At 71.6% G+C, this 21975-nt stretch carries 23 protein-coding genes; 11 read left to right on the top strand and 12 right to left on the bottom strand.

The annotated features are described in order from the left end of the window. Positions 1–100: 100 nt before the first annotated feature. Complete coding sequence (locus tag OG624_RS40040; RefSeq protein WP_033216874.1) at positions 101–1000, top strand: NAD-dependent protein deacetylase; 900 nt, start codon at positions 101–103, stop codon at positions 998–1000. Positions 1001–1138: 138 nt separating this feature from the next. On the opposite strand, the gene OG624_RS40035 is transcribed toward OG624_RS40040, so the two are convergent. Next, entirely contained in the window at positions 1139–1840 is a 702-nt protein-coding gene (locus OG624_RS40035; RefSeq protein WP_244290712.1) for a hypothetical protein, read from the bottom strand. A gap of 437 nt (positions 1841–2277) precedes the next feature. Then, a complete protein-coding gene (locus tag OG624_RS40030) occupies positions 2278–3645 on the bottom strand; it encodes an AMP-binding protein (protein WP_033216873.1) in 1368 nt (455 codons plus the stop codon). A 322-nt stretch (positions 3646–3967) separates the two neighbouring features. Between OG624_RS40030 and OG624_RS40025 the strand changes: the two genes are divergently transcribed. After that, on the top strand, positions 3968–4462 hold the full coding sequence (locus tag OG624_RS40025) for an anthrone oxygenase family protein (RefSeq protein WP_371640647.1): 495 nt from the start codon (positions 3968–3970) through the stop codon (positions 4460–4462). 129 nt (positions 4463–4591) lie between these two features. Here OG624_RS40025 and OG624_RS40020 read toward each other — a convergent pair whose 3' ends face one another. Continuing rightward, positions 4592–5434 carry a hypothetical protein gene (locus tag OG624_RS40020; protein ID WP_033216868.1) on the bottom strand — a complete coding sequence of 281 codons (843 nt, stop codon included), beginning with the start codon at positions 5432–5434 and terminating at the stop codon, positions 4592–4594. Positions 5435–5618: 184 nt separating this feature from the next. On the opposite strand from OG624_RS40020, the gene zwf reads away from it, so the two are divergent. Both zwf and OG624_RS40010 read left to right on the top strand, forming a co-directional pair. Beyond that, entirely contained in the window at positions 5619–7058 is a 1440-nt protein-coding gene (zwf, locus tag OG624_RS40015; RefSeq protein WP_033216867.1) for a glucose-6-phosphate dehydrogenase, read from the top strand. Positions 7059–7115: 57 nt separating this feature from the next. Next, positions 7116–8222 carry an acyl-CoA dehydrogenase family protein gene (locus tag OG624_RS40010; RefSeq protein ID WP_371640646.1) on the top strand — a complete coding sequence of 369 codons (1107 nt, stop codon included), beginning with the start codon at positions 7116–7118 and terminating at the stop codon, positions 8220–8222. Positions 8223–8264: 42 nt separating this feature from the next. On the opposite strand, the gene OG624_RS40005 is transcribed toward OG624_RS40010, so the two are convergent. Further along, on the bottom strand, positions 8265–8648 hold the full coding sequence (locus tag OG624_RS40005) for a VOC family protein (RefSeq protein WP_033216865.1): 384 nt from the start codon (positions 8646–8648) through the stop codon (positions 8265–8267). 150 nt (positions 8649–8798) lie between these two features. Continuing rightward, positions 8799–9698, bottom strand: coding sequence for a GNAT family N-acetyltransferase (locus tag OG624_RS40000; protein ID WP_371640645.1), 900 nt, complete (start codon positions 9696–9698; stop codon positions 8799–8801). 264 nt (positions 9699–9962) lie between these two features. Between OG624_RS40000 and OG624_RS39995 the strand changes: the two genes are divergently transcribed. Both OG624_RS39995 and OG624_RS39990 read left to right on the top strand, forming a co-directional pair. Then, the gene (locus tag OG624_RS39995; RefSeq protein ID WP_371640644.1) at positions 9963–10517 is read left to right on the top strand and encodes an SUKH-4 family immunity protein; all 555 of its coding nucleotides are present in this window, start codon (positions 9963–9965) and stop codon (positions 10515–10517) included. Between the two features lie 83 nt (positions 10518–10600). Next, positions 10601–10993 carry a hypothetical protein gene (locus OG624_RS39990; RefSeq protein ID WP_202508065.1) on the top strand — a complete coding sequence of 131 codons (393 nt, stop codon included), beginning with the start codon at positions 10601–10603 and terminating at the stop codon, positions 10991–10993. A gap of 274 nt (positions 10994–11267) precedes the next feature. Here the strand turns inward: OG624_RS39990 and OG624_RS39985 are convergent, their stop codons facing one another. After that, complete coding sequence (locus tag OG624_RS39985; protein ID WP_371640643.1) at positions 11268–12080, bottom strand: hypothetical protein; 813 nt, start codon at positions 12078–12080, stop codon at positions 11268–11270. Positions 12081–12229: 149 nt separating this feature from the next. Further along, positions 12230–12412, bottom strand: coding sequence for a hypothetical protein (locus OG624_RS39980; protein ID WP_371640641.1), 183 nt, complete (start codon positions 12410–12412; stop codon positions 12230–12232). A 224-nt stretch (positions 12413–12636) separates the two neighbouring features. Between OG624_RS39980 and OG624_RS39975 the strand changes: the two genes are divergently transcribed. Together OG624_RS39975 and OG624_RS39970 are read left to right on the top strand one after the other, a co-directional pair. After that, on the top strand, positions 12637–13302 hold the full coding sequence (locus OG624_RS39975) for an alpha/beta fold hydrolase (RefSeq protein WP_371640640.1): 666 nt from the start codon (positions 12637–12639) through the stop codon (positions 13300–13302). A 59-nt stretch (positions 13303–13361) separates the two neighbouring features. Further along, entirely contained in the window at positions 13362–14150 is a 789-nt protein-coding gene (locus OG624_RS39970) for an alpha/beta fold hydrolase (RefSeq protein WP_371594444.1), read from the top strand. A gap of 90 nt (positions 14151–14240) precedes the next feature. Here the strand turns inward: OG624_RS39970 and OG624_RS39965 are convergent, their stop codons facing one another. After that, a complete protein-coding gene (locus tag OG624_RS39965; RefSeq protein ID WP_371640639.1) occupies positions 14241–14669 on the bottom strand; it encodes an SgcJ/EcaC family oxidoreductase in 429 nt (142 codons plus the stop codon). A gap of 91 nt (positions 14670–14760) precedes the next feature. On the opposite strand from OG624_RS39965, the gene OG624_RS39960 reads away from it, so the two are divergent. Further along, a complete protein-coding gene (locus OG624_RS39960; RefSeq protein WP_371640638.1) occupies positions 14761–15318 on the top strand; it encodes a hypothetical protein in 558 nt (185 codons plus the stop codon). Between the two features lie 22 nt (positions 15319–15340). On the opposite strand, the gene OG624_RS39955 is transcribed toward OG624_RS39960, so the two are convergent. Continuing rightward, complete coding sequence (locus OG624_RS39955; RefSeq protein WP_033216849.1) at positions 15341–15934, bottom strand: TetR family transcriptional regulator; 594 nt, start codon at positions 15932–15934, stop codon at positions 15341–15343. A 101-nt stretch (positions 15935–16035) separates the two neighbouring features. Here OG624_RS39955 and OG624_RS39950 point away from each other — a divergent pair, with 101 nt between their 5' ends. Together OG624_RS39950 and OG624_RS39945 are read left to right on the top strand one after the other, a co-directional pair. Further along, complete coding sequence (locus OG624_RS39950; protein ID WP_371640637.1) at positions 16036–17019, top strand: aldo/keto reductase; 984 nt, start codon at positions 16036–16038, stop codon at positions 17017–17019. A gap of 204 nt (positions 17020–17223) precedes the next feature. Continuing rightward, positions 17224–18021, top strand: coding sequence for a hypothetical protein (locus tag OG624_RS39945; RefSeq protein ID WP_371640636.1), 798 nt, complete (start codon positions 17224–17226; stop codon positions 18019–18021). On the opposite strand, the gene OG624_RS39940 is transcribed toward OG624_RS39945, so the two are convergent. From OG624_RS39940 to OG624_RS39930, 3 genes are all read right to left on the bottom strand, one after another. Next, on the bottom strand, positions 18011–19366 hold the full coding sequence (locus OG624_RS39940; protein WP_371640920.1) for an aminobutyraldehyde dehydrogenase: 1356 nt from the start codon (positions 19364–19366) through the stop codon (positions 18011–18013). The two genes, OG624_RS39945 and OG624_RS39940, sit on opposite strands and share 11 nt — an antisense overlap. A gap of 61 nt (positions 19367–19427) precedes the next feature. Beyond that, on the bottom strand, positions 19428–20744 hold the full coding sequence (locus tag OG624_RS39935; protein WP_371640635.1) for a flavin monoamine oxidase family protein: 1317 nt from the start codon (positions 20742–20744) through the stop codon (positions 19428–19430). A gap of 78 nt (positions 20745–20822) precedes the next feature. Continuing rightward, complete coding sequence (locus tag OG624_RS39930) at positions 20823–21971, bottom strand: ABC transporter ATP-binding protein (protein ID WP_266447437.1); 1149 nt, start codon at positions 21969–21971, stop codon at positions 20823–20825. Positions 21972–21975: the final 4 nt, after the last annotated feature.

Below are 21975 nucleotides of genomic sequence, written 5' to 3'. Positions count from 1 at the left end.
CCAGGGTCGTGGTCGCCGGGCTCGCCGGCCCGGGCGCCGGGGCTCAGGGTATGGAGGCCGGCCCTCGTCTTTCGTCGGGCTTGTTCCGTACGCTGGCTCCATGCGTACGCGCCCCACCCTGAGCTGGACCCCCGGTGAGGACCTGCGGCCGGGCACCACGGATCCGGGGCCGGTCGCCGACGCGCTGCGGGCCGGCGGCGTGCTGGTGCTCAGCGGAGCGGGCCTTTCCACGGAGTCGGGCATCCCCGACTACCGAGGCGAGGGCGGAAGCCTGCGTCGGCACACCCCGATGACGTTCCAGGAATTCACCACGAGCGCGCACGCCCGGCGCCGATACTGGGCACGCAGTCACCTGGGCTGGCGGACCTTCGGCCGTGCCCGACCGAACGCCGGGCACCGAGCCGTGAGCGCGTTCGGGCAGCATGGACTGCTCTCGGCGGTGATCACCCAGAACGTCGACGGTCTGCACCAGGCCGCCGGCAGCGACGACGTGGTGGAACTCCATGGAAGTCTGAACCGGGTCGTCTGCCTTTCCTGCGGCGCCTTCAGCACGCGCCGGGAACTCGCCCGGCGGCTGGAGGTAGCCAATGCGGGCTTCGAACCCGTGGCTGCCCAACTGAATCCGGATGGTGACGCCGACCTCACCGACGCACAGGTCGGTGACTTCACCGTCATGCCCTGCTCGGAGTGCGGCGGTCTCCTCAAGCCTGACGTGGTGTTCTTCGGTGAAAATGTTCCCCCGCTCCGGGTCGAGCGCTGCCGCGAACTGGTCGACGCGGCGACCTCACTCCTGGTCCTCGGCTCCTCGCTGACGGTGATGTCCGGCCTGCGGTTCGTCCGCCAGGCAGCCCAGACGGGAAAACCCGTCCTGATCGTCAACAGGGATCCGACGCGAGGCGACCGGCACGCCGCCACCCGCGTCGCGCTCCCCCTGGGGGCGACCCTCACCGCCCTCTGCGATGCACTGAGCATCCCCGTCGACGGCCGGACGGGCGACTGACCCAAGGCCTGCCGGAGCCTGAGCGGCCTGCGGTCGCCGTCACCCGGGTACGAGGGAGATTCTCGGCACGACCGCCTCTCGTTCCGAAGTACTCGACTGGCCGCACGTCCTTGGCCCCGTGGGCCGTTCGCCTCTCCGTCAGAAGGGAGGTTCGAGATCGCCGCGGCCATCGCTGTGCGGCCCGCAGTCCCAGGGCTCCTCCTGGAAAGGTTCAACGTCGGTGACGTCGTGGCCCCACGTTTCGAGGGCCTTCCATGCAACGCGCCGGTTGAAGTCGTCACTGCTGGTGTCCAGGATGCGGCGCGCGTGCACGGCGAGGTGATCGCGGTGCTGGGCGAGCGCGGGGTGTTCGGCGACGACGAGCGCGGCGAGGCCGGCGGCTTCGCGCACGTCCTCGTGGCTGTCCCGCAGGAAGGGCACGACGGCTCGATAGAGCATCGGGCGCAGGTCCCGGAAGGCTGCCAACGTGGTGTCGTGGGTGAGGAAGCCAGGGAAGTACTGCTCGGTGCGGTCGACGATCTCGTCGGAGGCGTCGTAGGCCGTGGAAGCCAACCAGCTCAACAATGTCGCGCGGATGGGGACGTTGCGATATGGCCGGAGGGTCATGGCCGCCGGGTGGGTGAGGATCCCGGCGACATACATGGCGACGGGGGCGGTGGCTTCGTAGATGCTGTTCTGGTGGCCGACCAGCTCGCCCAGTTCCGACAAAGCGGCGACCTGCACCTTGGGATCAGGTTCCAGCAACCGTGCCAGGACTTCGGGAAGGCATTCGCCGTTCCCGAAAGCCGTCTGGAGCGAACTCCAATCGGTCTCCTCCAGGACCACCTGGTAGGGCGGCACGTCAGGCTCGCGGGGCGCCCCGGCCTGGGAGCTGCTGTGGTTCACAGGCCAAACCTAGCCCGGACCTCTGACACGATTCCCGTCCGGGCAGTGGGAAGCCGTGGTCCTTCCGAGAGTGACGGCTGCGTTTGCGTCGGTCGGGCACGGGGGTGGTGGTTCGGCGGCAGAGACGAGGTGTTGTGTCGTCTCTGCGGTGGAGATGCCGGGAACCGTGCCGGGCTTGGCAGCCGGAGGATTCCGATTCTCATCACATGAACAGCTCTTGGTAAGAAATCGTCCTCCAGGGGCCATCACCGCGGCCCGACCGGCGGGCCGTACGGTGCGGGCCGACAGCGGCCCCTCGGCCTGCACGGGTTCGGGCTCTCCTGGTCGGCCCTGGGGGGAGTCTCGGGCGTGGTGAGGGGGGTACGTGGTCGTCGTTCAGCAGCCGCCGCGCTTCAGCGCCGGTGTCGTTCCTCGCCCTCCAGCAGGAGCCGCTTCTGCGGCTTGCCCATCGCGTTGCGCGGCACCGCCTCGATGAAACGGACCTCGCGCGGACGCTTGTGGGCGGACAGGCGTGCCGCGACGAAGTCGGTGAGTTCGCCGCCGCTGACGCCCTCGGCCACCACGAACGCGACGATCCGCTCGCCGAGATCGGCATCCGGGACACCCACGACCGCCGCCTCCCGCACCCGCGGATGGTCCAGGAGCGCGTTCTCCACCTCGCCCGCCCCGATCCGGTACCCGCCGGACTTGATCATGTCGGTGGAGGCGCGCCCGACGATCCGGTGCACTCCCTCCTCGTCGACGGCCGCGATGTCCCCCGTACGGAACCAGCCGTCACCCGTGTACGCGGCCGCCGTCGCGTCCGGTCGGCCCAGGTAGCCCGAGAACAGCGTCGGCCCCTTCACCTGGAGCTCACCGATCTCCGCGCCCGCCTCGGCCACGACCCGGGTGGCGATACCCTCCAGCGCGGTGCCGACCGTACCGGGAGCGACGTCACCACCCGCCCGCCCGCTGACCGTGATCAGCGTCTCGGTCATCCCGTACCGCTCCACGACCCGGTGTCCGGTCAGGTGCTCCAGGTCGCGGAAGACCGGGGTCGGCAGTGCCGCGCTTCCCGACACCAGCAACCGGGCCCCTGACAGAGCTGCGGCCGCTTCCGGCACGGCCGCGATCCGCGACCACACGGTGGGCACGCCGAAGAACAGGCTCCCGCCCGCCGCCGCGGCCGCCGCGTACGCCTCCGGCGTCGGTCGGCCCGTATGCAGCAGCCGACTCCCTGTCCGCAGAGCCCCCAGCACGCCCAGCACCAGCCCGTGGACGTGGAACAACGGCAGCCCGTGCACCAGGACGTCCCCCGGACCCCACTCCCAGGCCCCCGCCAGCGCGTCCAGGTCCGCGACGATCGCCGCCCTGCTCAGCACCACGCCCTTGGGCACACCCGTGGTCCCCGAGGTGTAGAGGATCAATGCCGGATCCTCCCCCGCGGACGGTACGGGGCCGGGCGCCGGCGCACGGCGGGCGAAGTCCACCTCCAGGAGCCGGGCGCCCGAGTCCCGCAGGATGTGGTCACGCTCCACCGGCCCGGCGTCGGGGGGCACCGGTACGCACGGCACCCCCGCCAGCAGGCCACCGACCACCGCCGCCACCGTCTCCAGCGAAGCCGTCGCGGTGACCGCGAACGCCGGAACCGGCCCCCACCCCGCGAGATCGGCGGCCACCGCTCCGGCGGCACCCAGCAGGTCCTCGTACGACGCGGCACGCCCCGCAACCGACACCGCGTCCCCGCGGTCTCCGAACACCCCGGTCAGAGCAGTCAGCATGACAACACCCCCCAATCGACACCATCAGCAACAGCAGCAGGACGACACGACCCAACGAAACCACAGGGCCACACGCGCCACTCCACCCTTATGATCAACCGAACCCCACCACACCACCGGCACCGACCGCCCGGCACCGTACTGCTCGGCCGGTCCGGCCCCGGCACCGCACGGCGCGACCCGGCCTCACCCCCGGCCCGGCACTGCGCACCGATCTCGGCACCGCACGGCACCACCCCTGGCACGACCCGGCACGAACAGCCCTGCCCGGCCTCTCGGCCCGGCCGCGGGCGCCTACCGGAACACCAGAGAGAGGAACCACGTGGAAACCGCACGCACCGCAACCCTCATCGCCGCGACGATCGCCTCCGGACTCATCAGCGGCCTGTTCTACGCATTCAGCGTCGCCGTCATGCCCGGCCTCGCCCGCAGCAGCGACAAGACCCTCGTCGAAACCATGCAGAACATCAACAGAGCCATCCTGAACGGTTGGTTCATACTCGCCTACCTCGGCGCGCCCCTCCTCACCGCCGTCACCCTCTTCCTCCATGCCACCGACCCTGACACCCGCGACGCCATCGTCCCGTTGGCGGTCGCGCTCGCCGCCTACGTGGCCACCATGGTCATCACCGGGCGCATCAACATCCCGCTCAACAACGCCCTCGAACAGGCCGGATCCCCCGAACACACCGACACCGCCACCGCCCACACCACCCGCACCACCTTCGAAACCCCCTGGAACAGGGCCAACACGTGGCGAACGCTCCTCACCACCGTGAGCCTCGTCCTCCTCACCTACACGCTGACCCTCCACTGACGGCACGGCACCAGCGGTCACGCGGACGTCGACACCGAGCCACCCCTGTCACGTCCGCCCCACTGCCCGCGATGCCACACCCGGCACGGACACGGACACCGGCACCGGCACGGACACGGGCGCGACCGTCTACGGTCGCTCGAAGAGCTGCAGCACCCCGCCGACCGAGAAGCACAGCGCCCCGGTCAGCGTCCCCCAGTTGGCGATGTCGACGTTGACCAGGCTTCCGGTGGCGGGTCGGGTGAAGGCCGCCAGCGCGGAGATCATGAACAGGATCGAGCCCAACTGGTTCACCGCCACCACCCACCACCCGAGGCTTCGGGAGCGGAAGCACGGCCAGGGCCGGTGGCAGATCTCGGCGAACCCCAGGTGCCCGGAGATCAGGAACAGCACGCACCCGATCACGTCGGGGGTCCAGATCAGCCGGTTGACCTGACTGACGCTCAGGCCCTCCAGAAAGGAGTCCAGCAGGTTGACGCCGAACACGAGCGTCCCGGTGAACAGGACGAACATGCTCAGCCAGTCCAGCCGCATCGGCTCGTACCCCCACCACCGCCAGCCGGCCGGGGCCTGGAAGCCTCCGTCCGGGGCGTGCCGAGGCCCGTTCAGCACCTGCAGCACCGAGACGTAGCCTCCGGTGCTGAAGAACAGGCCCCCCACGAGGTACACCCACGCGCTGACGAGCGGATCGCCCGCACCGAACTGCGCGACCGCGGCGCCGACGGCGAACAACGCCCCGCCGATGATGAACGCGGTGGAGGCTACGGCATTGAGTCTGCGTACGCGGCTCAGCGCCCCGGGATCGGCGGTCGCGACCCGGTCGACCGTGTCCCCCGGGCCCCGGACCGACAGCGTGCCGCGCTTACGCGCCGGCCGTGAATCCCAGACGACCGTGTCGCCCTCGGGACGCCGCCACGTGCGTCGGGTGATGAACGGTCCTGCGCCTTCGACGCTCTCCAGAGGCTGTCCCACGTTGCGAGACTAGTGCCGAGGGTGGTACCCGCCCGTCAGCGAAACGAGCCCTCCCCACGCGTGGCATGACCCGGGTGGTGGCATCCCGGGTGCCGGATCCTCGGTGAACACGCACAGTGGGTGGTCAGGGCGAGACGACCGCCCGGAACGGCACCGGATCGGCACCGGAACGGAAGTGCGGCGCATGGCCTCAAGCACACCCGACCACGTCATCGTCCTCTTCGGCGCCACGGGAGACCTGGCCCGCCGCAAGCTGCTGCCGGGCCTGTTCCACCTCGCCAAGGCGGGGCTGATGCCCCGGCGCTACCGCATCGTCGGCTCCGCCCCGGCGGCCGAGGCCCTGAGCGACGAGGAGTTCCGCGCCCACGCGCGGCAGGCCGTGACCGAGTTCGGCCGTTCGCGCCCCGAAGGCCCCGTATGGGAGGAGTTCGAGTCCGCCCTGTCCTTCGGCTCGGCCGACCCGAATGCCCCGGAGCCGCTGGTGGCAGCGGTCGGAGCCGCCGAGCAGGCCGTCGGTGGCACTCCGCGACGGCTCTTCCACCTCGCCGTTCCGCCCGTCGCGTTCACCTCGATGGTCGAGCTCCTCGGCGCGACGGGGCTCGCCCAGGACGCCCGGGTCATCGTGGAGAAGCCCTTCGGCACCGACCTCGCGTCCGCCCGCGCACTCAACGGGGCCATCCATGCCGTGTTCGACGAGTCCCGGGTGTTCCGCATCGACCACTTCCTCGGCAAGGAGGCGGTCGACAACATCCTCGCCCTCCGGTTCGCCAACGGTCTCTTCGAACCCCTGTGGAACCGCGAGCACATCAGCCATGTGCAGATCGACGTACCCGAGCAGATCGACATCCAGGGCCGAGCGCACTTCTTCGAGGGCACCGGAACCTTCCGCGACATGATCGTCACTCATCTGTTCCAGCTGCTCGGGTTCGTCGCCATGGAACCGCCGGTCGTCCTCGACGCACAGTCGCTCCGGGACGAGCAGGTCAAGGTCTTCCGCAGCATGCGACCACTGGACCCGGCCCACGTCGTCCGCGGACAGTACACCGGCTACAGGGCCGAGCCCGGGGTCGATCCGGCCTCCGACACCGAGACCTTCGCCGCCCTGCGCGTCGAGATCGACAACTGGCGCTGGGCCGGTGTCCCCTTCCACCTGCGCTCGGGCAAGGCGCTGGCCGAGGGCCGGCACGTCGTGACCCTGGGGCTGCGCGAGCCCGTCCTCGGCATGTTCCCCCTGAACGCGCGGGCCGCCGTCGACGGGCGGGGCAACGAACTCGTCATCGACTTCGCCGATCCCGGCTCCATCACCGCCCGGTTCCTCGTCAAGGAACCCGGCCCCACCATGCGGTTGGCGGAGGCCGACATGGTCTTCGGCTACCAGAGCTCCTTCACCGCCGACAACTCCCTGGAGGGATACGAGCACCTCCTCCTGGAGGCCATGCTCGGCGACCAGTCCTTCTTCACCCGGTCCGACGGCATCGAACGCCTGTGGGAGATCTCGGCCCCGCTGCTGGACTCGCCCCCTCCCGTGGAGCCGTACGCCCCCGGAAGCTGGGGGCCGGACAGCATCGACGCACTCGTCGCCCCGCACCGCTGGCATCTTCCCGACCGGCCGACACCGTTGTGACGGACGACGGATGGACCAGGGTGGACGGACGGTGAGTCCGGAACGAGGTGATCGCTGATGCGCGGGGCACCCGGCGAGGGAACGGCCTTGGGGACGCCTCCGGATCTGGCGGCCGATCCGTTGATCGAGTCGGTGACGCGCACGGCGACCGCCGTGCTCCGGCCCGATGCGGAGCGCGTCGCCGTGGAAGGCGTATCCGGCGCCCGGTTGGACGAGCTGGCGCGGTGCGGTGCCTACGGGATCCTCGGGTACGAGCCGATGCCCGGAAGCGGTTGCACCGGGAACGCGGTCGTCCGTGAGGTGCACGAGATCCTCTCCGCCGTCGATCCGTCCACCTGGTTCGTGTACACCCAGCACTTCGCCCTGGTGAAGGCGCTGATGAAGAGCGCCGACACCACTCAGCGGGACCGTTGGCTGCCCGACCTGGCCACGGGCGCACGGCGGGCGACGGCCGGCTTCGCGTATCTGCGTCAGCCGCGGCCGCCCGTGTCCGCGGAGCGCTGCGCGCGGGGGTGGCGGCTCCGTGGCCGTGTGCCCTGGATGACCGGCTGGGGCCTCGCGGAGATGGCGCTCGTCGGAGCCGTCACCGCCGATGACCGGGCCCTGTGCGTACGCGTGGACACCGGCCCCGGCATGGCCGTGGTGGCGTCGCCGCCGCTGTGGGCGATGGGCGCGACGCACACGGCGGCCGTCGAGCTGCGGGATGTCGTCGTTGCGCCGGAGGACGTGATCTCCGTCGAGCCCAGGCCGGACTGGGCCCGGTCCTACGATCTGGAGAACGCGAACGCCAACCCGGCCGTCTTCGGGCATCTGCGTGCGGCCGTCGATCTGTTGCTGGCGGTCGCGCCGCGGGCCGGGGCCACGTACGAGACCCTCGCCCATCGGCTGGCGGAGGAGGCGGCCCGGTTGCGCGGTGAGGCGTACGCGATGCGGGACGAGCTGGCTCCCGAGCAGGGGGTACCGGCCCGGACCGAGGTGCGGGCCGCGGCCTTGGACCTGGGGGTGAGGGCCGCCACCGCCTGTGTGGCGGCAACGGGAGGGCGCGCGGTGCAGTACGGGAACACGGCGGGCCGGCTGGCCCGGGAGGCACTCTTCCACCTGATCCAGGCCCAGACCTCGCAACTACGGCAGGCCACCGCCGAGGTGACGCTCCGAGGGATCTGAGGCGGCCGGCGCGAGCCGGCCGACGCCGTCGGACGTACTGCGTCAGAGGGGCTGGAGCCGCCGGCGCAGGAGGCAGAACTCGTTGCCCTCCGGATCGGCGAGGACGTGCCAGCCTTCGGTTCCGGTCTGGCCCACGTCGGCGGGCCTGGCACCGAGGGCGAGGAGTCGCTCCAGTTCGGCGTCCTGGTCGCGGTCGGTGGGGTTGACGTCGATGTGCAGGGGGAGCTTCCCGGTCCGCGGGTCGCTGCTGGGGCTGAGGACGAGGGTGGGCTGCGGTCCACCGAAGCCGACGTCGGGCGGCCCGATCTCGATGCTTCCGTCGTCCTCCCGGCCGAGTTCGACGTAGCCGAGGACCTCGCTCCAGAACGCGGCGAGCCGGTCGGGGTCGGCGGCGTCGATGACCAGTTCACTGATGCGGCATGCCATGCCCGCCAGTGTAGGGAGGGCGCCGGGGAGTCGGCCGTCAGCCGCGCGCCGGTCCGCCGCGCGCCGGTCCGCGCGGCGGTTGTCCGCGCGGACGACCTCGCCCCCGCGGCGCGAACGTGGCGCCGCGGGGGCGAGGTCAGGACACCGGTGCTACGCGGTCGGGGCGGCGGGGTGGAAGTTGATGCGCTCGCGCACCACGGGGAAGCCGGCCTTGGCGAAATTCGCGGCCATGGGGAAGTTGCCCCGGTCCGTGGCTCCGGTGACGGCCTCGGCGCCGTGCTCCACCAGGAAGTGGGTGCACTCCGCCAGCAGGTCGTAGGCGTAGCCGCGGCCGCGGTGCTCCGGGAGGACACCGATGAAGCCGATGGTCGGTCCGGAAGGATTGTGCGCGGGGATGTGGATGCCGGCCAGGTCGCCCTCGGGTGTGCGGGCGACCTGCCACCACTCGCGCGGGGACGGGCACCAGTGGAAGAAGTCGAGCTCCTCCTGGGCCGCCTGGTCCAGGCCGCCTTCCGCGATGGCCTTCAGCGCGTGGGCGTCGAGGGTGGCTGCGTGGATGCGGCGCAGCGCGTCGAAGAAGACGGCGTCGTCGGGTTCGGCGGCGAAGACGAGGCGGCCGGGCCGCTCGGGGAGTCCGCGCTCCGGGGTCCAGCGGTACAGGAACCGCTCCACCAGGAGCTCGTAGCCCGCCGCTCGGGCGGCGGCGAAGCGTGTCTCGGCGGCGGCAGCGAGGTCCGGGTGGTCCCGCCAGTCGCCGGGGAGGTTGATCTCGAGTTCGACCTGCCAGGGGGCGGAGCGCAGGAGTTCGGCCCCCGCCTCCACCTCGCCCTCGGCGACGTCGAACCAGTTGACGTTGACGGGTTCCTTGTCGTCGGTGCCGCCCCACCAGGCGCCGCGGGCTACGACCGTTCCGTCGCGCAGGGCGACCCGCTTCCAGTCGGGTCGGTGCGTGGTGCGCTCGTGGGAGGCGCGAGCGTTCAGCGGGTCGGGGTGTGCGTGGAACAGCTGGGCGTCGCTCTCGTCGAGCGCGCGGATGACCAGATCGGTCATGGATTCCTCCGGGATGTGTACTGCGTGGAGCGCTCCCGGGTTCGGATCAGACGAGCCACACCGGGGTAACGGGGAGGGAGCGCTGGGTGGTTGAGCACTGCACGGCACTCGCCTCCTTCCGTTCGCTCGTGCGATGTGGTCCGAGCCCGGACGATACTTGATCATCGGCAGGTGCGTCCACGTCTTTTGCGGGGCGGAGCGGTGTCACAGCCCGTGGGGTGGTGGCGAGAAGTCACTTGGAGAGGAGACCGGTTGAGGCGGGCCATGCGATTCACCGTGACGTCGGCGGAGCTGATCAAGGTGTACGGCCTCGGCCACATCACCTGTTTCCCCCATCAGTGCGGTACGGGTGTCGATGCCCGTACCGGCGCCTTCCTCGCTTCGGTGGGACTTCCCGAGTCGGTCGTGTTCGCCGCCCGCACGGACGTCGAGGACCCGTACGGTCCGGGGGTCGACGCGATCACCCTCGGAACCCGGTTCGAGCACTACGGGCTCCGGTGCCCCGAGGAGAGTCGGCAGTGGTGGGCCCTCGGGTACCTGTTCACGTCGTTGCTCGCCCTGGATCCCGTATCGGGCAGGGTGTACGCGTTCCCGGAGGGCGCACTCGGTCACGTCGCGCTGCATCGGGACGTCGAGTCGCTCGTGTTCGCGTTGATCGAGCTGCGCAAGGTCGAAATCGATCACGACAACGGGGTGTCCCCGGAGGAACTCGCCGCCCGCTTCCGGGATATCGTCGGGAGGTTCGACCCGACAGCGTTCGCCGACGAGGAGTCCCCGTGGAACCTTGCCATGGAGGAGCTCGAACACGGCATCTGGTGAAAGGTGCCTGAACCTTGCGGTGCGGCGGCGTGAGGCCAGGGTCCGCCGCGGTCCGCCCGCCCATCGGTCGAGGAGGTGCCGTCATGAAGGCTCGGCTTGGTCGGCCCACGCCGGTCTCGTGGCACGACGTGGACTCGTACATCTTCCCCTACGCGGCCCGGACCGAGGGGACTTGGCTGGTGCTGCGACTCAACACCTTTCCCGACCATCCCCTCTGCACCTTGTTCGCCGACGGTCAGGCCGTGTCCGACCTGGAGGACGCCCCGGCCGACCTACAGCTCTCGCCCCGATCGGCACTCCCCCGTCTCGCCGAGCACGAACGGGCGGAGGTGCTGCGTCTGATGGCCGGCCTCGCACCCTACGGCGCCGAGACCGGCTTCCCGTGCACGGGTGACTTCTGCACCTGCGTCGACCTCACCGACGAGTTCGCAGCGGAACCGACCGGGCCTCGGCAGACCGCCCTGGAACAGCCTTAGCTTCTTCTTTATGGTCCGGCCTCGAACGACGTCCCGAATGTGATCACCCGTTGGACACGCTGCTGTGAGCGGCCGGGCCGGGTGAGGATGCCCGTGGATCTGACGCTGCTCGCTGAGCACCGCCGCGGGCACAGCGCGTTGTACGGCGCCCTCAACTGCGGGCGGATCGATGCCCGGCGTCTGCGGCGGACGCCGGGTGCAGCGTGGACAGGCCGTTCTGCCGCCCCTACAACCGCGTGGTTCAGGACCTGATCGCCGGCCCTGGGCCCGACGGTCAGGTCGCGGTGGGTATGTAGGGCGCTGCTGCGACCTGGGCGATCATCCGAAGTTTCGTGAAGTAGGAGGCGCAGTACTCCTCGTTGATCAAGGGCACGATCTTGTCGAGGTCGGCGATGCACCCCCAGAGGTAGGCGATGCCACTGTCGTCGAGTCCGCCCTTCAGCTCCCTCAGCACGAGGCCGGCGACGTCGGCGTCCAGGAGGACCAGGTCCACGCCGTCGAAGTCCACGCCGCGGAAGCCCTCGGGGAACAGCGCACACAGGTGCTCGTCCCACAGCTGGGCAAGTCCGCCTTCGGGCGCTGCCCCGCCCACGCCGGGGGCTGCCGCCTCTGCCCCGGACGGTGGGCGAAGGAGCAGGGAGACGGCATCGAAGACGGCACGCACCATGGCAACAGCCCGGATCGGGCCGAGGGCGGCACTTGACTCGGCGCCCTGCGTGAGCTTGTCGCGCAGCAGTCGGCTGCGGTCGAGTTCGGCGGCGAGACCGGCCGTGATGAGCCCTGCGTCGGTGGCCCGCTCGATGAGGACGTGGAGCGGTTCGTTCATGGCCAGACGCTCGGCGAGGACGTGCTCCAGGGCGAACAGGGAATGCGTGACGGCGACGGTGGCGAACTCGTACCGGTAGTACGAATGCCGGATGAGCTCGCGTGAGGTTTCCAGCGCGCTCATGACGTACATCGACGCAGCGCCGGGCAGAACCAGGTCGGCAACCAGGGCGTGCATGCCCGCGTAGTCGAGCACGAGGTCGCGGGCGCGCGGGTCCCGTACCGGCAGCAGGAGCGGGTCGGGCGGTGGCAGGGTATTCACCGGTGCAGTCTTGTCGCCGGAAGACCGGCGGTGCCATCGGATTCGGTCAGGGCGGTGGGTGACCCGCTGCCGCATGCCGCCAGTGGCCCGAGCTCAACGAACACGTTCAGGGGCTGCTTGTGAAGGTGGCTGAGGGTGTGGCGGCGCGCTCAGAGGCAGCGGATGACCTGGGCAAGGTCGGATCCGTAGGAGGCCCAGCAGGTCACCGAGCCGTCAGCGTCGAGCTGCCCCATGAACCACTCGCCGTCGTCCCTGACGAGGCACACATCGTGGAACGCGAGGATCACATCGGGGTGGAGGGGCTCGTAGTCACGCCGATCGGACGCCTCCACGACCACAAAGCGATCGCAGGAGAGCTGGGCGGCGCTTCGGTCTCCGGAAAGGGCGCGCACATGTTCGATCGTCCATCCGAGGGGCAGTTCCGAGTTCACCGACACATGGTCTCAGGAGCCAGATCGCCGGCGGTGCGGGTCCAGGTGCCGTCCCGCTGCCGGCGCAAAGGCAGGGTAGGCCGTGTCAAGATCACTGGGTTGTCGCCGGCCCGGGGAGAGACGCATTGGGTGCTGTGGTGCTCGTTCATGGGCTGTACCACCGTCCTGAGCACTTCGCCGACGTGGCGGAGCAGTTGCGGGCGCTCGGGACCGAGGTTGCCGTGCCCGAGCTGCACCGGGGTTCGCTGCTCGCCGACACGGCCGTGGTCCAGGCCGCCGTCGACGCGCTGCGGGAGCCCGCGGTCGTGCTCGGCCATTCCTACGGCGGTTCGGTGATCACCGGGGTGCGCGGAGCAGGACACCTGGTGTACCTGGCGGCCTTCGTGCCGGATGCCGGTGAGAGTGCGGCCGGGCTGGGTGGGGCGTCCCCGCGGCTCCGGGACGCGATCCGGTCCGAGCCCGACGGCTCGACCAGCCTGTGCCCCGACCGGGCCGCCGCTGCCCTCTACAACGACTGTCCCGCACCGCTCGCCGCCCGTGCGGTCGGCCTCCTGCGCGCCCAGGCCCCCGGCTGCGGGCGAGGAGTCCCTGAGCGGCACAGTTGGCGGGAGACCCCTTCCACCTACGTCGTCTGTGGCCAGGACCGGGCCGTCGACCCGGGCCTGCAGCGCAGGATGGCCGCGCGGTGCACCGACGTGCGCGAGTGGTCGACGGGCCACTCGCCCTTCGTGGGCCGGCCCCGGCTCGTCGTCGGGCTCCTGCGGGAGCTGCTCGCGACCACTTCCCTGTGACGCTGTCCTCTTCCGGGAATTCTCTGGTCTCCACGGTCCTGACCTGCAACTATCTGCGAATGCTTATCCTTGCCGACGATCTCGGCCATCTCTCCTACACCGTCACGGGCGAAGGTTCGCCCGTGGTGCTCGTCCACGCCGGCGTCGCCGACCACACCATGTGGGACGCGGTCGTGCCCGCCCTCGCGGAGCGGTACACCGTCATCCGCTACGACCTGCGGGGCTTCGGCGAATCCGCTCCCCCGGCCGGGCCGTTCAATGAGGCCGATGACCTGTGCCGGCTGCTGGACCACCTCGGTCACGAGAGCGTCCGGCTCGTCGGCGCGTCCTGGGGCGGGCGGGTGGCCGTGAACTTCGCGCTCGCCCACCCGGGCCGCGTGCGGTCCCTGACGCTCCTCGCCCCGCCGTGGCCCGGCTACGACTGGTCCGCGGACATGGTGGCCTACGACGAGGCCGAGACGGCGGCCCTGGCGGCGGGTGACCTGGACGCCGCGGTCAGCGTGAACCTGGACATGTGGCTGCGCGGGCCCGGCCGCGGCTGGGAGGACGTCGCCCCGGGGCTGGCCGAACGGCTCCGGATCCCGGTGCGGACGTCGTTGGTCAACCAGGACACCGTGGGGGAGCACGCGCAGGGTGGCCCGGCGGGCGACATCGCCTCGATCGCCGTTCCCACGCTGGTGGGGATCGGGCTGCTCGACGTCCCGGACTTCCAGGCGATCGCCCGCCGGTACGCCGCCCGGATCCCCGGGGCCACGCTGGTCGAGTTCCCCGACGCGGCCCACCTCATCGCACTGGACGCGCCCACCGAACTCAGCACGGCGCTGGGGTCGTTCCTCGCCGAATCCTGAGTGATTCCGATGAAGGTCCGGTCGCCGGTGGAGGGTTCACGTGTGGACACCGCCACGGCCGCGGCCGGACCTTCGCCCGCGCGCGGGCCCTCAGGCCGGGTCCGCCGCCACCTGGGTGTTCTGGCAGGCCGTCAGCAGCCAGCGGCCGTCCGGCTCGCGCGTCATCACGTAGAGCGGGGCTCCCTCGGTGTCGCCGTCCGGCGCGCGGTAGAGCTGGCGTACCTTCACTGCCGCGACGTCCGGGCGCAGGAACTGTGTGTGCACCACCTCGTAGGTGACCTCCCCGTCCCAACTCGCCGTCGGCAGCACCGCCCGCGTGAACTCCGCTATCGCCTCGAAGCCGATGAGGACCTTGCCGTGGCCGGTGGTCCACAGGGCCTCGGGATGGAAGAGCGCGAGGAATCCCTCGGCGTCCTTGGCGCGTTGCGTCCGCTCGACCGTGGCGACGACCTGCGCGATCGCCTCAAGGGAAGCGGCCCGTGCCGCCTGTTCCGTCTGGTGCGTCTGTTCCGTGTTCATGGACACGATCTTGTTTCCTCGACCGCACTTGAGGTCAAGGGGCGGGAGAAACGCGGGTGACCCCGTCTCCGGGACGGTGCAGGATCGGTCCATGGACAACAAGGTCATGACACGGCTCGCCCAGGCCCTGTCGTCGGGTGCTCCGGTCCGCGTCCACCGTTGCGCGATCCGGGGCGCGGATCGACTCGACGGTTTCGTCGTCGCCGTGAGCGCGGCGTGGACGCTGATCGCCCTGTGCGGTGACCTGCGGCTCGACGGCTGGGCTGCGGTGCGTACCGCGGACGTCACGAAGGTCGGACGGCGGGGCGGTACGGACTGCCTGACCGTCCGGGCCCTTCGCCGGCGTGGGCACTGGCCGGCCCGGGCGCCCGAACCGGCGCTCGCCCTGGACCGGTTGGCGGACCTGGCGCAGGATGCCTCCCGGGCGTTCGGGCTGGTGTCGCTGCACGTCGAACGGGACGCGCCGAACGCCTGCTGGATCGGTGAAGTGGCCGCGGTACGGCCGAAGTCGCTGCGGCTGCGGGAGGTCGACACCGAGGCGCGATGGCGCCCCGAGCTGTCGAAGTTCCCGTTCGAGGACGTGACCCGGGTGGGCTTCGGCGGGCGGTACGAGCGGACCCTGTTGGAGTTCGCCGGGCCGTACCGCTGACCACGGACGGACCGGGCCTGCGTCAGGCCCCGTCGGCGGGGGGTGCGGGCGTGGTGATCCGGCGGACGGCTTCCACCACCGCCGCGCGGTGCTCGGCCAGCCGCTCGGCTGCCCAGCCGGTGCCCGCCGCGCCCGCCGCCGGGCCGCCCATCGCGCCGAACCAGGCCTGTGACAGGCCCATGACCAGCGTCAGCACATCGGCCGCGGGCACGCCGGCGTCGATCCGGCCCGCTTCCTGCGCCTGTCGAACCTCCGCGATCTTGCCCTCGTAGGACGAGGACTCGGCGTCCGTGGACCCCGGGCGCTCCAGTTGCTTCCACAGCACGAGGCGCATCAGCTCGGGCCGCTCGACGAGGTGGTCGAAGACCGCCCCCGCGTAGCCGGGCAGGTCCTCCACGTCGAAGGCGACGGATTCGGAGCCCGTCGCGAGAGCCCGCTGGAGCACGGCGTCGAAGAGCTGCTCCTTGTTGCCGTAGTAGACGTAGATGAGCCGCTTGTTCGCCTGCGCCGTCTCGGCGATGCGGTCGACGCGCGCACCCGCGATGCCGTACGTGGCGAACTCGGTGAAGGCCGCGTCGAGCAGCCGTGCCTTGGTCGCGCTGGAGTCCCGTGCCATGGCCGCAGCCTAGCAAGTAACTATCCAGTTATTGACAAACCTGGCCGGGTCGTCGCAGACTCGAACTATCCAGTTAGTTACTTCTGAACGAGGAGCACACCATGGAGATCCGCGCACTGGGCGGTCAGGGCCTGAAGGTCGGCGCCGAAGGCCTCGGCCTGATGGGGATGAGCGCCCACTACGGTGCCACCGACGAGACCGAATCCCTCGCCACCATCGACCGCGCCCTGGAGCTGGGCGTCACCCTCCTCGACACCGCCGAGGGCTACGGCCCCTTCCGCAACGAGCAGCTGCTCGGCAAGGCCCTGGCCGGCCGCCGTGAGGCCGCCGTGGTCGCCACGAAGACCGGTGTCGAGTTCTCCGACGAGGGCGCCTTCGTCGGCCACAACGCAAGCCCCGAGTACATCCGCCGCTCGGCCGACCGGTCCCTGCGCCACCTGGGCACCGACCACATCGACCTGTACTACCTGCACCGCGTCGACCCGAACGTGCCGATCGAGGAGAGCGTCGGCGCCCTGGCCGAGCTGGTCGCGGCCGGCAAGGTCCGCCACATCGGGCTGTGCGAGGTCTCCCCCACCACGATCGCCCGCGCCCACGCCGTGCACCCGCTGGCCGCCGTACAGACCGAGTACAGCCTCTTCGAGCGCGGCATCGAACACGACGGCGTCCTCGACACCCTCCGGGACCTCGGCATCGGACTCGTCGCCTACTCCCCGCTCGGACGCGGCTTCCTCTCCGGCGCCATCACCAGCCCCGACGACTTCGCCGACGACGACTTCCGCCGCAGCGACCCGCGATTCCAGGGCGAGAACTTCCACCGCAACCTGGCCATCGTGGAGCAGGTGCGCCGGCTCGCCGCGGAGAAGGGCGTCACCCCCTCGCAGCTCGCCCTGGCCTGGACGCTCCGGCAGGGCGCGGTCCCCATCCCGGGCACCAAGCGCCGTCGCTACCTGGAGGAGAACATCGCCGCCACCACGGTGACGATCACCCCCGAGGAACTGGCCGCCATCGACGCCGTCGCACCGCACGGCGTGGCCTCGGGCGACCGCTACGCACCCGAGCTGATGGCCTCCCTGAACGGCTGATCTTGTCAGGGTGCGGATCCGGGCGGGCCGGGGAGGGCACGGCGGGGCGGCGGACGGGGGAAGCGGTGGTAGGGGCGGCGGACGGGCTTTCCCAAAGTGAGCGGCAGACGGTGCGGTTCCACCTCGGTTGCCTGGCCCCCTCCCCCGTCAGCGACCCCGTCCTGCGCCTGGGCGACGGTACGCGCCCACGGCGGAACGGCCCGGGTGCGTGAGGTGGCCGCCGCGCTGCCCGGCCACGAGGACCCGACCGACGTCGACATCGCCCTGGCCTGCGCCGAAGCGGATCCGGAGCCGTTCCTGGAGACGGCCCTCGAACGTCGGCTCGGCACCGGCGCCCTGCTACGAGCCCTCCGCGTCGCGCACCGTAATGCTCCGGATCCCTGGCGGGCCCGGCGCGCGACGGGGCGCGTCCTGAAGGAGCCCTACCGGCTCGACTGGGCGCTGATCGCGGCGGCCCGGCTGGGCCGCCGCCTGCCGCGCACGGCCGCGGACGTACTGGCCCGGCGTCCCGACTGCCCGCCCGAGGTGGCGGTCGTCCTCCGCAGCGGGCAGCCGGCCCGCCCGGGGCGCGGGCTGCCGCCACCGGCGCCCGAGCCGGCGGCCCGACAGCCGTGGCGGCCTCCGCCGTCGACCTGGGTACCCGAGTGGCGGCCACCCGGCGACACCGGACCGCTGGGGGAGAGTGCCGAGTCGGCGCGCCGCGCCCTGCGGACCATGAGCGTCGCCTTCGACGCCCGCGAGGACCCGGGCGCCGTCACCCTCGCCCACCTCGGCGCGGTCATCGAATGCGGGCAGCTGTCGGCGTTCGAGGTGGCCCCGCTGGTCCGTCCCGCCGGCCTGCTGACCTCCTGGGTCGGGCAGGGCTCCGGCTGCGCGGACGTCTCGCGCGCCGCGTGGAGCGGCCGCGCGGCCCTGCACGTGGAGACCGCCGCCCACCCGGACCCGCCGGACCCGCCGGACGTCCGCAACACCCGAGAGGCCCGGGGCGGGCTCACAGCATGACGTGCTTGACCTGGGTGTAGTCCAGCAGGCCGGCCATCGAGAGGTCGCTGCCGTAGCCCGAGTGCTTGACCCCGCCGTGAGGCATCTCGGAGACGGTGGTGCCGTGGGTGTTCACCCAGACGATGCCGGTGTGCAGGGCTCGGGTCGCGCGCATCGCCCGGTCGTGGTCCGTCGTCCACACACTGGCGGCGAGGCCGTGGCGGACGTCGTTGGCCAGGGACAGGGCCTCCGCCTCGTCCGCGAAGGGCTGCACGGTCACGGCGGGGCCGAAGATCTCCTCCTGCACGATCTCGTCGTCCTGGTGCACACCGGCGACGACGGTGGGTTCGTGGAAGAAGCCGGGGCGCGCCAGGCGCGCGCCGCCGGTGACGATCTCGGCGCGCCGCGGCAGCCGGTCGAGCAGGGACCGTACGGACGCCAGCTGGGCCGCGTTGTTCAGCGGACCGAAGTCGGCGTCCGGTTCCTCCGGACCGCCCGTGCGCAGGGCGCCCGCCTCGGCCGCGAACGCCGCGAGGAACGCGTCGTGCACCCGCCGGTGGACCAGCAGCCGGGTGGGCGCGGTGCAGTCCTGGCCCGCGTTGTAGAAGGCGACCGCGGCGAGGGCCGCGGCGGTCGCCTCGACGTCCACGTCCTCGTGGATCAGGACCGGAGCGTTCCCGCCGAGCTCCAGGTGGACCCGCTTGAGGTCGGCGGCCGCAGCCGCGGCGATCTGCCGACCGGCGCGCACGCTGCCGGTGACCGCGATGAGCGCGACGTCGGGGTGCGCGGTGAGGGTGCGGCCGGTGTCGCGGTCGCCGCAGACCACGTTGAGCACGCCGGGCGGAAGGTGCTCGGCCGCGACACGGGCCAGCAGCGCGGACGACGAGGGAGTGGTGTCGGCGGGCTTGAGCACGGTCGTGTTTCCGGCGGCGATCGCGGGGGCGATCTTCCACACGGCCATCATCAGCGGATAGTTCCACGGGGTGATCTGGGCGCAGACCCCGACCGGTTCACAGCGTAGTACGGAGGTACGGCCTTCGGTGTACTCGGCCGCGGCGAGGCCCGGCAGGTTGCGGGCGGCTCCGGCGAAGAAGCGGACGGTGTCGACGATCGCGGGCAGTTCCTCCGTCCGGAACTGGCGGGACGGTTTGCCGGTGTCGCCGGTCTCGGCGGCCACGAAGTCCTCGGCGTGCTCCTCGATGGCGTCGGCGATCGCGAGCAGGGCGCGTTGGCGTACGGCGGGGGTGGTCGTGGACCAGTGCGCGGAGGCGGCCACGGCCGCCGCGCAGGCGGCGTCCGTGTCGGCCTTGCGGGAGCGTGGGGCGTGGCCGTGCGGGGAGCCGGTGGCGGGGTCGACCAGTTCCATGGTCTCCCCCGAGGCGGCGGGCCGGTCCGTGCCCGCGATGTGGTTGAGCACGGGGTCGGTGTCAGCCACGGCGCAGCGCCTCCTCGGCGGCGGCGCGTCCGGTGCGTACGGCGCCTTCCATGTAGCCGGCGACCCACTGGTCGGATCCGCAGACGTAGAAGGGTGGTTCGTGGGTGCCGTGGTGGCGGCCGACGGCCATGACGTCGCCGGGGGTCCACTGGGTCACGTACCCCTGGGTCCACGGGTCGGTGCCCCACATCCGGACGTAGGTGGCGAGCGGCCGGTACGCCGCGTCGCCGTAGAGGCGGGCCATGTCGTCGAGGAGTTCACGGGTGCGCAGCGGGGCGGGCGTGCCGAGCAGGACACCGAGACTCTCGGGTGGGACGAGGGCGGAGAGGATCCCGTCGTTCTGCGGCCAGGTACTGCCGAGGACCCCTTCGCATTCGGAGAGGCCGCTGCGGCCGAGGTCGCGCCAGAACGGCCGGTCGTACGCGGCGACGAACTTCGCTGCCAGGGCCTGGCGTTGACGGTGCAGGGAGGCCAGTCGCTCGTCGGACACGCCGGTGACGGCGACCTGGCGGAGCGGGCCGACGGGCAGGGCGCTGACGACGGCGCCGGCGGTGAGGGCCTCCCCGCCGGCCAGGCGGACGGTGCACGGGCCGGGGCGGCGGATGGTGACGGCTTCGACGGGTGCGCCGGTACGGATGCGTCCGGCGAGGGCGGAGGCCATGCGCAGGGCCACCGTGGCGGATCCCTCGGCGACCCGCAGGCCCTCCCAGGCCTCGTAGTCGTAGGCGCCGGGGCCGGGGACGGCCGCGTGCTTGCGCAGGGCGGCGAGCAGGGAGGTGCGCTCGTACGAGCCGTCGGCGAGGGCGAGTTGCCCTATCTCCCAGAGGCGGACGACGGCCGGGGTCGCGCCCTGGGCGCGTAGCCATGCGGCGACGGAGGTGCCGTCGAGGGCCGTCGCGTCGGGGTGGGACCAGGGGTCGGCCGGGTCGACGGCTTGGGCGAGTGCGCGGAAGGCGGCGGTGACCTTCTCGTGGCAGGCGTCGTCGCCGGGGCCGAACCAGTGGGGAATGTCGCCGTCGGAGACCCCTTCGGGCGTGGCGCGGGTGAGGGCGCCGGGCTCGGCGACGTAGCTGGGGACCAGGGTGAGGCCGAGTTCCGCGGCGAGGCCCAGGTAGGCGGTGTGGGCGCGGCCGACGACCTCTCCGCCGAGCTGGACCAGCCGTCCGTCGGGGAGTTCGGTCTGTTCGACGCGTCCGCCGACCCGGTCCCGGGCCTCGACGACGAGGACGTCGGCTCCGCCGGCGGCGAGGTCGCGTGCGGCGGCGAGGCCGGCCAGGCCGGCGCCGAGCACGATGACGTCGTGGTTCATGGGGGTGTCCTTCGGTGAGGGCGCGATCGGTTCGGAACCGGGGTGTGCCGGGGCGGGCCGGGGCGGGCCGGGGCGGCTTCAGTCCAGGACGAGGCAGTGTTCGGGCTTCCAGCCGATCTCCACGCGTTCGCCGCCGCTCCAGCGGTCCTCCCTGCGGGAGCGGACCGTGTTCTGCTCCAGTACGGACACCGTGATGCCGGGGGCCAGTTCGATGAGGTAGGTGGTGGTCGGGCCGCAGTAGACGGTCTCGCGGACGACTCCGGTGGCGCGGGCCATGTCCGGCTCCAGGTCGGACAGCCAGATCTTCTCGGGGCGGATCGAGAGGTTGACCCTGCTGCCCTCGGTGACGGCGGGCCGGTGGCCGACGGGCAGTTCGGGGCCGTCGTCGAGGACGACCCGGCCGGCGCGGTAGGTGCCGGGGACGAGGTTGGAGGTGCCCATGAAGGAGGCGGTGAAGCTGCTCGTGGGGCGCTCGTAGACGTCCTCGGGCGTGCCGCACTGCTCGACGCGGCCCTCGTTCATGACGGCGAGGCGGTCCGACATGGTCAGTGCCTCGTCCTGGTCGTGGGTGACGAAGACGAAGGTGATGCCGACCTCGCGCTGGATCTGCTTGAGCTCGACCTGCATGTGGCGGCGGAGTTTGAGGTCGAGAGCGGCCAGCGGTTCGTCGAGGAGCAGCACCTGGGGCCGGTTGACGAGGGCTCGGGCGAGGGCGACGCGTTGTTTCTGGCCGCCGGAGAGGGTGGTCGGCTTGCGGTCGGCCAGGTGGCCGAGCTGGACGAGGTCGAGCATGCCGGAGACCCGTTCGCGGATCTCGGCGCGGCCGACGCCCTTGCGCTTGAGGCCGAAGGCCACGTTGTCGGCGAGCGAGAGGTGGTCGAAGAGGGCGTAGCTCTGGAAGACGGTGTTGACGTTGCGCTTGTTGGGCGGCAGGCCGGTGACGTCCTGGCCGTCGAGGAGGACGCTGCCCGTGCTGGGGTCGGAGAATCCGCCGATCATCCGCAGGAGGGTGGTCTTGCCGCAGCCGGAGGGGCCGAGGAGGGAGAAGAACTCGCCCGGGGCGATGTCGAGTTCGACGTCGCGTACGGCGTAGGTGCCGCCGGCGGCGGGGTACTGCTTGCTGACGCGGTCGAGCCGGACGGCGGGGGTCGGGTGGATGGGTGTCGGGGTCAGCGGGGTCGAGGGGGTCTGCGCGTGGGCGATCGGGGGCTCGGGTGCGGTGGGCATGGGT

The organism is Streptomyces virginiae (assembly GCF_041432505.1).
Lineage (GTDB): Bacteria > Actinomycetota > Actinomycetes > Streptomycetales > Streptomycetaceae > Streptomyces > Streptomyces virginiae_A.
This window is presented reverse-complemented; position numbering and strand designations above follow the sequence as displayed.

Excerpts from the sequence above, each read along its gene's own strand:
- OG624_RS40040 (WP_033216874.1), top strand. The coding sequence starts at position 101 with ATGCGTACGCGCCCCACCCTGAGCTGGACCCCCGGTGAGGACCTGCGG.
- OG624_RS40030 (WP_033216873.1), bottom strand. The coding sequence starts at position 3,645 with ATGCTGACTGCTCTGACCGGGGTGTTCGGAGACCGCGGGGACGCGGTG.
- zwf (WP_033216867.1), top strand. The coding sequence starts at position 5,619 with ATGGCCTCAAGCACACCCGACCACGTCATCGTCCTCTTCGGCGCCACG.
- OG624_RS40010 (WP_371640646.1), top strand. The coding sequence starts at position 7,116 with ATGCGCGGGGCACCCGGCGAGGGAACGGCCTTGGGGACGCCTCCGGAT.
- OG624_RS40005 (WP_033216865.1), bottom strand. The coding sequence starts at position 8,648 with ATGGCATGCCGCATCAGTGAACTGGTCATCGACGCCGCCGACCCCGAC.
- OG624_RS40000 (WP_371640645.1), bottom strand. The coding sequence starts at position 9,698 with ATGACCGATCTGGTCATCCGCGCGCTCGACGAGAGCGACGCCCAGCTG.
- OG624_RS39995 (WP_371640644.1), top strand. The coding sequence starts at position 9,963 with ATGCGATTCACCGTGACGTCGGCGGAGCTGATCAAGGTGTACGGCCTC.
- OG624_RS39990 (WP_202508065.1), top strand. The coding sequence starts at position 10,601 with ATGAAGGCTCGGCTTGGTCGGCCCACGCCGGTCTCGTGGCACGACGTG.
- OG624_RS39970 (WP_371594444.1), top strand. The coding sequence starts at position 13,362 with ATGCTTATCCTTGCCGACGATCTCGGCCATCTCTCCTACACCGTCACG.
- OG624_RS39965 (WP_371640639.1), bottom strand. The coding sequence starts at position 14,669 with ATGAACACGGAACAGACGCACCAGACGGAACAGGCGGCACGGGCCGCT.
- OG624_RS39960 (WP_371640638.1), top strand. The coding sequence starts at position 14,761 with ATGGACAACAAGGTCATGACACGGCTCGCCCAGGCCCTGTCGTCGGGT.
- OG624_RS39955 (WP_033216849.1), bottom strand. The coding sequence starts at position 15,934 with ATGGCACGGGACTCCAGCGCGACCAAGGCACGGCTGCTCGACGCGGCC.
- OG624_RS39950 (WP_371640637.1), top strand. The coding sequence starts at position 16,036 with ATGGAGATCCGCGCACTGGGCGGTCAGGGCCTGAAGGTCGGCGCCGAA.
- OG624_RS39940 (WP_371640920.1), bottom strand. The coding sequence starts at position 19,366 with ATGGAACTGGTCGACCCCGCCACCGGCTCCCCGCACGGCCACGCCCCA.
- OG624_RS39935 (WP_371640635.1), bottom strand. The coding sequence starts at position 20,744 with ATGAACCACGACGTCATCGTGCTCGGCGCCGGCCTGGCCGGCCTCGCC.
- OG624_RS39930 (WP_266447437.1), bottom strand. The coding sequence starts at position 21,971 with ATGCCCACCGCACCCGAGCCCCCGATCGCCCACGCGCAGACCCCCTCG.